The organism is Bradyrhizobium sp. th-b2, assembly GCF_000426785.1.
Lineage (GTDB): Bacteria > Pseudomonadota > Alphaproteobacteria > Rhizobiales > Xanthobacteraceae > Bradyrhizobium > Bradyrhizobium septentrionale.
In genome coordinates this window covers 1-7,344 of record NZ_AUGA01000145.1, presented here as the reverse complement: position 1 = coordinate 7,344, position 7,344 = coordinate 1, and the positions used below count along the sequence as shown (strand labels likewise).

At 58.0% G+C, this 7,344-nt stretch carries 6 protein-coding genes, 1 tRNA gene and 1 pseudogene; 6 read left to right on the top strand and 2 right to left on the bottom strand.

Annotated features, from left to right (window positions below; genetic code table 11):
* Positions 1-272: 272 nt before the first annotated feature.
* Positions 273-779, bottom strand: a complete 507-nt coding sequence (locus tag K359_RS0146025; RefSeq protein WP_029085040.1) for a hypothetical protein — start codon at positions 777-779, stop codon at positions 273-275.
* Positions 780-1,543: 764 nt separating this feature from the next.
* Positions 1,544-1,618, bottom strand: a tRNA-Glu gene (locus K359_RS62645).
* 114 nt (positions 1,619-1,732) lie between these two features.
* Between K359_RS62645 and K359_RS0146015 the strand changes: the two genes are divergently transcribed.
* The 6 genes and pseudogenes from K359_RS0146015 to K359_RS0145980 form a co-directional block, all read left to right on the top strand.
* The gene (locus tag K359_RS0146015; RefSeq protein WP_029085039.1) at positions 1,733-3,118 is read left to right on the top strand and encodes a tyrosine-type recombinase/integrase; all 1,386 of its coding nucleotides are present in this window, start codon (positions 1,733-1,735) and stop codon (positions 3,116-3,118) included.
* A 536-nt stretch (positions 3,119-3,654) separates the two neighbouring features.
* A complete protein-coding gene (locus K359_RS0146010; RefSeq protein ID WP_224496575.1) occupies positions 3,655-3,876 on the top strand; it encodes an SMEK domain-containing protein in 222 nt (73 codons plus the stop codon).
* Between the two features lie 42 nt (positions 3,877-3,918).
* Positions 3,919-4,146 (top strand): hypothetical protein, encoded by a 228-nt coding sequence (locus tag K359_RS63840; protein ID WP_198031286.1) that lies wholly within the window; start codon positions 3,919-3,921, stop codon positions 4,144-4,146.
* Between the two features lie 137 nt (positions 4,147-4,283).
* Positions 4,284-5,333 carry a hypothetical protein gene (locus K359_RS56065; protein WP_198031285.1) on the top strand — a complete coding sequence of 350 codons (1,050 nt, stop codon included), beginning with the start codon at positions 4,284-4,286 and terminating at the stop codon, positions 5,331-5,333.
* Positions 5,334-6,543: 1,210 nt separating this feature from the next.
* Positions 6,544-6,684, top strand: a pseudogene (locus tag K359_RS66565) (IS66 family transposase zinc-finger binding domain-containing protein); the annotation flags it as partial.
* A 311-nt stretch (positions 6,685-6,995) separates the two neighbouring features.
* On the top strand, positions 6,996-7,344 hold a 349-nt coding region (locus tag K359_RS0145980), incomplete at its 3' end, for a transposase (RefSeq protein WP_029085036.1).

The window sequence follows — 7,344 nt, the reverse complement described above, 5'->3', positions numbered from 1 at the left end:
GTTTCGACCGACCCTTTGCCTTCAGAAGGGCTGGTTGCTACCGCTTTCTGCAAATCGGACACCTGCGATCAGATTGGTCATCATTTCAGAGCGAGCCGGTAGAACTCGAGCCTGTAACAGTGGGGCCGTATGCCCGTTGAACGGGCCGCGCCGCAGCGCGGCCTGATCGTATCGCACCTATTTCAAGCGCCGTTAGCCTTGCGTCGCGTTCTCTTCGGTGTTGCGCCGGGCATGTGCAAAGCCTTCTTAACGTAAGTTGACAGCGTTGGCCTTCACTTCGCCTTTGCTTTCGTCGCGCGACGCCTCGGAGCGACCTTCGCCCCGGTGATGAACAGGCGATGCAGCTTGCCGTCTTTCATTGTGGGCTGTGCGGTGACACGAAGGGTCGCGCCTTCGTCCAGCGCCTTCGTGTAGACGTTTTGGGGTTCATCGAGCACCGCATCGGCGATCTTACCGGGCACGATTCTGTTCTGCTCTAAAATCTCGATGCGGAATGCACCATTGGTTTTGAAAACGCCGTGGATTTTCACGTCATAGGTGAAGGGCTTCGCCAAACTCAGTTGCTCAGTCGAGCGCAACACTTCTGCCGCCGGCTCGTCGATCATAGACGCATCGCGACCGTCGCCGATTTGTAGCAGGCGCACCGTGCGCCCAACGGGCTCGGGGATTTGCCGGATCGATGCGCGGTTTTCTCGGTGTAGCGCGTTGATGATCTTGCATAGCGCGGCTTTGTCCTGCATTTGAGAAGCGGCAAAACGGCCGTCGATAACGAAGGACACGGCGCGATCAATCGGTGCGCTGGTTACGTCGTACCTGCACAGTGATGGTTTCGCTTCCCTGGGCGTGGGTAGTAAGTCCGGCTACCGCAATCGCATGGATCAGATACGTCGGGATCATGGACACCGAGCTGTTGCCGGACTGACAAAGGACCGCATCGAAGAGAAAATCCTCAAGCCACTGCACAATAAGCCCGGCGCCAAGATAGATACGCTAAAGAAGCTTCGTATCCTCATCCGACACGCGAAGGACGATTTGAAGTGGTTATCGGTCGACCCCTCCGATGGCATCAAGCGAGGCAAATCTAAGGAGATCCGTGCTTGGACTGATACGGAAATGAAGGCCTTCGAAGACCGATGGGCGTATGGAACAAGACAGCGCGCGGCTTACGAGCTGATGCTGAACGTCGGCACTGCTCGTATTGACACGCATTTGACGACTTGGGTGCAGGCCGACGCTGACGACTTCGAATACACCAGGCGCAAAACCGGCGTTTCTGTTCTAGTCGAGAAGGCCCAGTCGCTTCGCGCAGCGCTCGCCGCGCTTCCGCGCAAGCACGTCTGCATCTTGACCACTGAATGGGGAAAGCCGTTCACGGTCGATGGGTTACAGCGGGTGGATGCGCGATGCGATGACCGGGGCGGCGGTCGCCGCGCAATCTTAAAGCTCGAAGATCACAAGGCGAACAGAATTCCCCAAACCTCTTCTTCCGGTTTGGGGAAACCATCAAAAAAAGGAAAGGAAATCAAAATGAAAGGAAGATCACTGGCGCTCCCTAGGGGAATCGAACCCCTGTTTCAGCCTTGAGAGGGCCAAATAATAAGTCCCTCTCCGTTCGTCATCGTCCGCCGACGTTCAATAATTTCAATAGGTTGAACGCCCTTAGTCCGGTATTGTTCGCCAATGTACATGGGTTTATATTCAACGTATATTCGACGTAAAACCGGCGAACGCTATGTCGAAGACACTCACCGAGGCTCAAGTTACGACGGCTAAAGCGCGCTCCAGGCTCGAGCTTGGCGTGCATTGGCGTCGCCTCGATGCGGAAGCGCATCTGGGCTATCGCAAAGGAAGACAGAGCGGCATTTGGCTTGTCCGCTGGCGCAATCACTACGGAGGCGGCAACTACAAGCAGGCGCAAGTCGGCGTCGCCAACGACATCAATGACAAGCCCGCCGACGGGATTCTGACCTTCGAACAGGCCGTGGGAACGGCACGGGAGGCCGTAGCTCGAGTCAGAACAGAAGCCGCGTCGCACGCGGCGGGCCCGGCTCCTACCGTGCGATCGGCCGTTGAATCCTACGTCAAGGAACGCGACGCTCGAGAAAAACGCCGAACAGGTCGCGACGTCCGATCCGACGCCGGTACCAAGCTGCGGCGCTACGTACTTGGTCAAGAAAAGCGCGGCAATCAGGAAGCTGCTGAAGCTGCTGCTCTCGCATCGGTGTATCTGCATGCCTTGAAAGAGGACGACTTGATAACGCGGCGTGAGGGTTTGCCGGAGGACTTAAAGGTCACGACCAAGCAGCGGTTCGTGAATGACCTCAAGGCCGCACTAAATGCCGCGTGGCCGCGGCTTTCCGCAGATCGGAAGAAACTAAACCCGACGTTCCTCGCCATTGTGAAGGCCGGCTTCAAAGCCGAGCGGATCGATGATGATGACGATGTGTCGGTTGCTCGGGATAACCAGATTCTCACGGATGAAGAGGTTGGCGCCATCCTGCAAGCTGCGCATGAAGTCGATCAGGAGCTTGGGTTTGATGGCGATCTATATCGGATCGTCGTATGCTTGGCCGCGACCGGCGCGCGGTATGCCCAGGTCAGGCGAATGCGCGTGGGCGACGTACAGGTTTCTGCGCGGCGTCTGATGGTGCCGGGTTCCTACAAGGGGCGCGGGGGTAATAGCGGCTCAGACCCGGTCCCAGTGGGTGACGATGTAATTGCGGTGCTTTTACCCGCAATTACCGGCCGGCCAAGCGATGCACCTCTTCTCGAGCGATGGATCCATGAACAGGAGCCAAGGGGTATCGCGTGGAAGAAGTCTGAACGCGGTCCATGGAAAAGAGCCGAACTTGCACGGCCCTGGAAGGCCATTCGCGAGCGCGCCGGTATGCCAGAGGTGATTCCCTATGCTTTGCGGCACTCGAGCATCGTCCGCGGTCTCCGAAAGGGCTTGCCCATTCAACAGGTGGCCAAACTGCACAACACCTCAGTCAAAATGATCGAGCGGCATTACGCGAAATACATTGCGACCGCCTTGGAAGACCTCGCAAGAGCTGTAGTCGTGTCGCTGGTGCCGCGGAGTGGTGGAAACGTGGTGCCGATGGGAAAACGCGCGTAGGCGCCCTTCCCGAGCCTGGTTCCAAAGTGATGTGTCCTTATCGGTCGCAGGACGGCTGTCTGGTACGAACGGCCGCTTTGCGCCAAGAGCTGCCCTCGGAAGGCGAAGGCCACACGTTCGAATCGTGTCGGGTGCGCCAACATCGTCGATGCGCAATCGCCATTGTCTACTGACGATACCAAGCCCGTCAGATCCCACGGAGACGCAAGATCGTCGCCACTCAGGCCTTCCCGCCGTGATGCGATCAGCAGTCGAAGAGATCAGCTGCACAACGCAGTCTGATGGATAGGTCTAAATCCCGGCCCCTAAACATCCGATACGTGCGGCACGGGTCCAGCGAGTTCGTGAAATTGCTAGCGAACCGAATACCCAGGTTGAGGGCACATTTCGACCAATCCCCGACGTTCACTCACAGCGAGCAGCGACGACCCCTTCTGACGGCCGCAGGAATAAGGCAGCAAGGAGGATCCGGCCCTTGAAATGTTCCCGCTGCGTTCCCATCGTTAGAGATCAGCCGTTAGAGGATGGGGCACGGAATGAGGCAGCTTGAGGTTGAGAACCAGCTCCGCGACGTGGTCAGCCGAATCATCGTTCAGGTTGAGTTGGCAACCTCCCAGGGTCGAACCGATATCAACTTGGCGCTGGAAGATGCGTTCATCCCCATCCTGAAGTCAGTTTACAACCTGCCGCACCTCACTAACCTGAATCGGAAGCAGAAGAACTTCCCCGGCATCGATCTCGGCGACGATCGTCGGTGACGACGATGAAGACGATATCCAAGTGGCGGGAGGAACGGCTGCATGAAACTCACGACGCTACCTGAACCGCTGCTCGAATTCGGTACCGGCACGCACGTTTGCCCCCGAACGGGAATCGAGCACTTGGGCGTCTACGACAAGCTAGATGAGTTGCGTCGAACCGAACTGCGGATCGGCGTGGTCGGACGCGGAGAAGGAATCGACCTCTTGGACGATTGGCTCGAGAGGTGCCGGGATGGAATTGACCGCAAGGAGGGTCCAAGCTGCTGAACCTGTTTCGGGGCTTCGGCGGCATCAATCAGGACTACGGATTCCTGACGAGGATCATCAACTCTCCGCAATACACCCGCACCATCAAGAAGTCGGATATCTCGGCAGTAGTTAAGCTCGCGTCCCGGGCGGAGCGAGTGGAGAAGGCCGTTGAGCTCTACTACGAGCAGATTCGCTTCCTCGCCGAGAATAGATCGGTGGACGTGATCGTCTGCGTGATGCCGAACGAGATGTTCGACTCCATCACGACGACCGCGGAGAGCGACGACGATGATTCGGGGGAAAGCGAACTTGAGCACAACTTCAGACGCATTCTGAAGGCCAAGAGCATGCACCTTGGCACGCCACTACAGTTGGTACGCGAGAAGACCATCATCATCACCAAGCAGGCGGGAGATCAGCAGGACCCGGCGACGAAAGCGTGGAACTTCGTCACGGCGCTCTACTATAAAGGAAACAAGACGATCCCTTGGCGGCTCGTTGAGGACACGGCGAAACTACGGTCGTGCTACATCGGCATCGGCTTCTACAAGAGCCGCGACGGGGAGACAGTATCGTCGAGCCTGGCTCAGGTCTTCGACGAATTCGGGCACGGGATCATTCTGCGTGGCACGCCGGTGTCGATCGACAAGAAGAATCGTCGCCCTTACCTTAGCGAGGATCAGGCCTACGAGTTGCTGCGCGACGCGCTGGACGAGTATGACCGAGCACTTGAGCACATGCCGGCTCGGATCGTGATCCACAAGTCGAGCCAATACCGCGAGAGCGAGCGCAAGGGTTTTCTCAGAGCGCTCGACGAGAAGGGCATCCGAACGAAAGACTTCGTCGCGATAACGGACACGGACATCAGGCTGTTCGGTGATAAGGACTATCCGCCGAAGCGCGGCACGCTGATGACGATCTCCGAGACCGAGGGAGTCCTCTACACGCGAGGTACCGTCGATTTCTACAAGACGTATCCCGGCATGTACGTGCCAGCCCCGCTGAAGATCACCGTGTACGAACAGGATTCGTCTCTTGAGAGCCTTTGCGATGAGATACTTGGGCTGACCAAGATGAACTGGAATAACACCCAGATGGACGGTCGTCTGCCCATCACGCTTGAGTGTGCCCGGAAGATCGGAGACATCATGAAATACGTGGGCCCGACCGAGAAGCCGCAGGTCAGCTACAGCTTCTACATGTAGCGATTTCGCGGGCTTGGGCGATCGTTCTTACGATCACCCCCTGCGGGAGATCACAACATCGGATTGTTGCGCTTGATCAGTAGGAAATCAAAAACTCGTTGAAGCAGCGAAATGGCGGAGAGAGTGTCAGTCAATGCGACCTCCCGTGAGCACTCAACGTCTTGCTCGGCCTGCTGTCCTAGAGAAGTACCGCCAAATTGCCTGAAGAAAATAAGAACCAACCACACCGAAGAGGGTACAAGAGAAGGAATAAATGAGGTGGACAGCGATGGAACCCGATATTGGTGAACCTCTCAGGCGCCATGAGGTGACCCCTTTGAACGAGCCTGTGATCAGTCCAGAACCGCCTGATCTTCCCGAAGTCCCGACTAAGGTGCCTGAAAAGGAACCGGCATGAGCTACATGGTCGGCGAACTTGTTGGCCATCGGTATTGGGTTGTCTCTTGGCAAGGGAACCTGTTTGGGCCACATAGCTGGCGCCATTGGCACCCTGAAGAGCCAATGTCAGGCGGCAATATGAACCATAGCGGCCACGCCGGGGTGTATGCCATCAAGACCAGGGACCTGGTCGAGCGCTTCATTGCGAACGTATCGGTGCGGAGAGAGCTTGCAAACACCTGGCGGTCCCCGCCTCTTCTTCCACCAACCGACCAGCCAGGGCCAGTTGCTCTCGCTATCGGCTCAGTCTCGCTGTGGGGCACAATCTGGGAGCATGAGTCAGGCTTCCGCGCTCAGTTCGGGCGCGTGCGGACTATCGATGAGTGGCTCGTGGGCGAAGAGTTCGAACAGCGCCAAACAGAAGGTGTGCTACTCGAACGATTACGAAACAAGTACGGTTGTGCCTCTAGGCAAGACATGAGTTTCTGCTGAGCACTGAGCACGAGCTCAACCTCTCGACCGGCAGTGTCGACGGGCTCGTTTTGATCTTTTGACGCGATGAACTACTTTTTGAAAACCTCAGGCCCGTGTGGGATGAAGCAGTACGATCAGAACTGATTAGCTTGCCGACAAGCCTTATCGTTCCGTGCAAAGGGGGCCAGAGGTTCGGCGCGAAGTCCGAAAAGCTGCGACCAGATCAGTATCATTTACCGCTCGAAGACGTGAGGTCGCGCAGGGCATCCTGGACGCGGCTCAGGAGAGAGCCGAGGCTGTGATCAAGGGCCGATCGCGGAGCGTGCCGGATCAAGGTTCTCATCGCAATCGCGGCTGCTTGCCTGCCCATTTGCCGCGGGTGGAACGGATCATCGAGCCTGCGAGCACGCTTTGTCCGTGCGGTTGCGGCGCCATGACGAAGATCGGCGAGGATGTCACCAAACGCCTCGACGTGATCCCGGCGCAATGGCGAGTGCTTGGTCACGCCGGCGCTTCGTCAAATTGGCCCGCAACAGCAAGTCGCCGAGGCCGCGGTTCGGCACATCGCACAGCTTTACGCGATCGAAGCCATGGTACGCGCTTCATCGCCGGACATCCGGCTGGCCGCGCGCAAGGAGCACTCGCTGCCATCGTCGCCGCGTTAAAGCCGTGGTTCGAGAAACAACTGTCGATGATCTCAAGTGGTTCGACGCTCGCCGAGCGGTACGCATCCGACGGGCGCCGTCTTGCGTGACGCGTGGTAATTCGCGAAGCGTGCGACCTTAAGTCTAGCTTTAAGGTCATCAGGCGATGCGGGTCGAGGTTTTGGGCGGGCTGGAGCGGCGGCGGCGCTGGTCGCAGGATGACAAGGCGCGGATTGTCGAGGAGACGTTGGCGCCAGGCGCGAAGGTGACAGAGGTTGCGCGTCGCAACGGAGTAGCGGCCGGCCTGGTGTTTACCTGGCGTCGACAAGCGCGGACATCAGAGCAGGTTGTACCTTCCTTTGCGCCGGTGCAGATCGTCGCTACAGAAGTGGAGGAAACTCCGAAGTTTTTGCCTGCGGGTGACGGCCGAGTGCGCTCCGTGGCGGCCGCGCGTACTGGATTGATCGAGATCGATCTTGGCAACCGACGACGCATCCGGGTGGATGCACACGTCG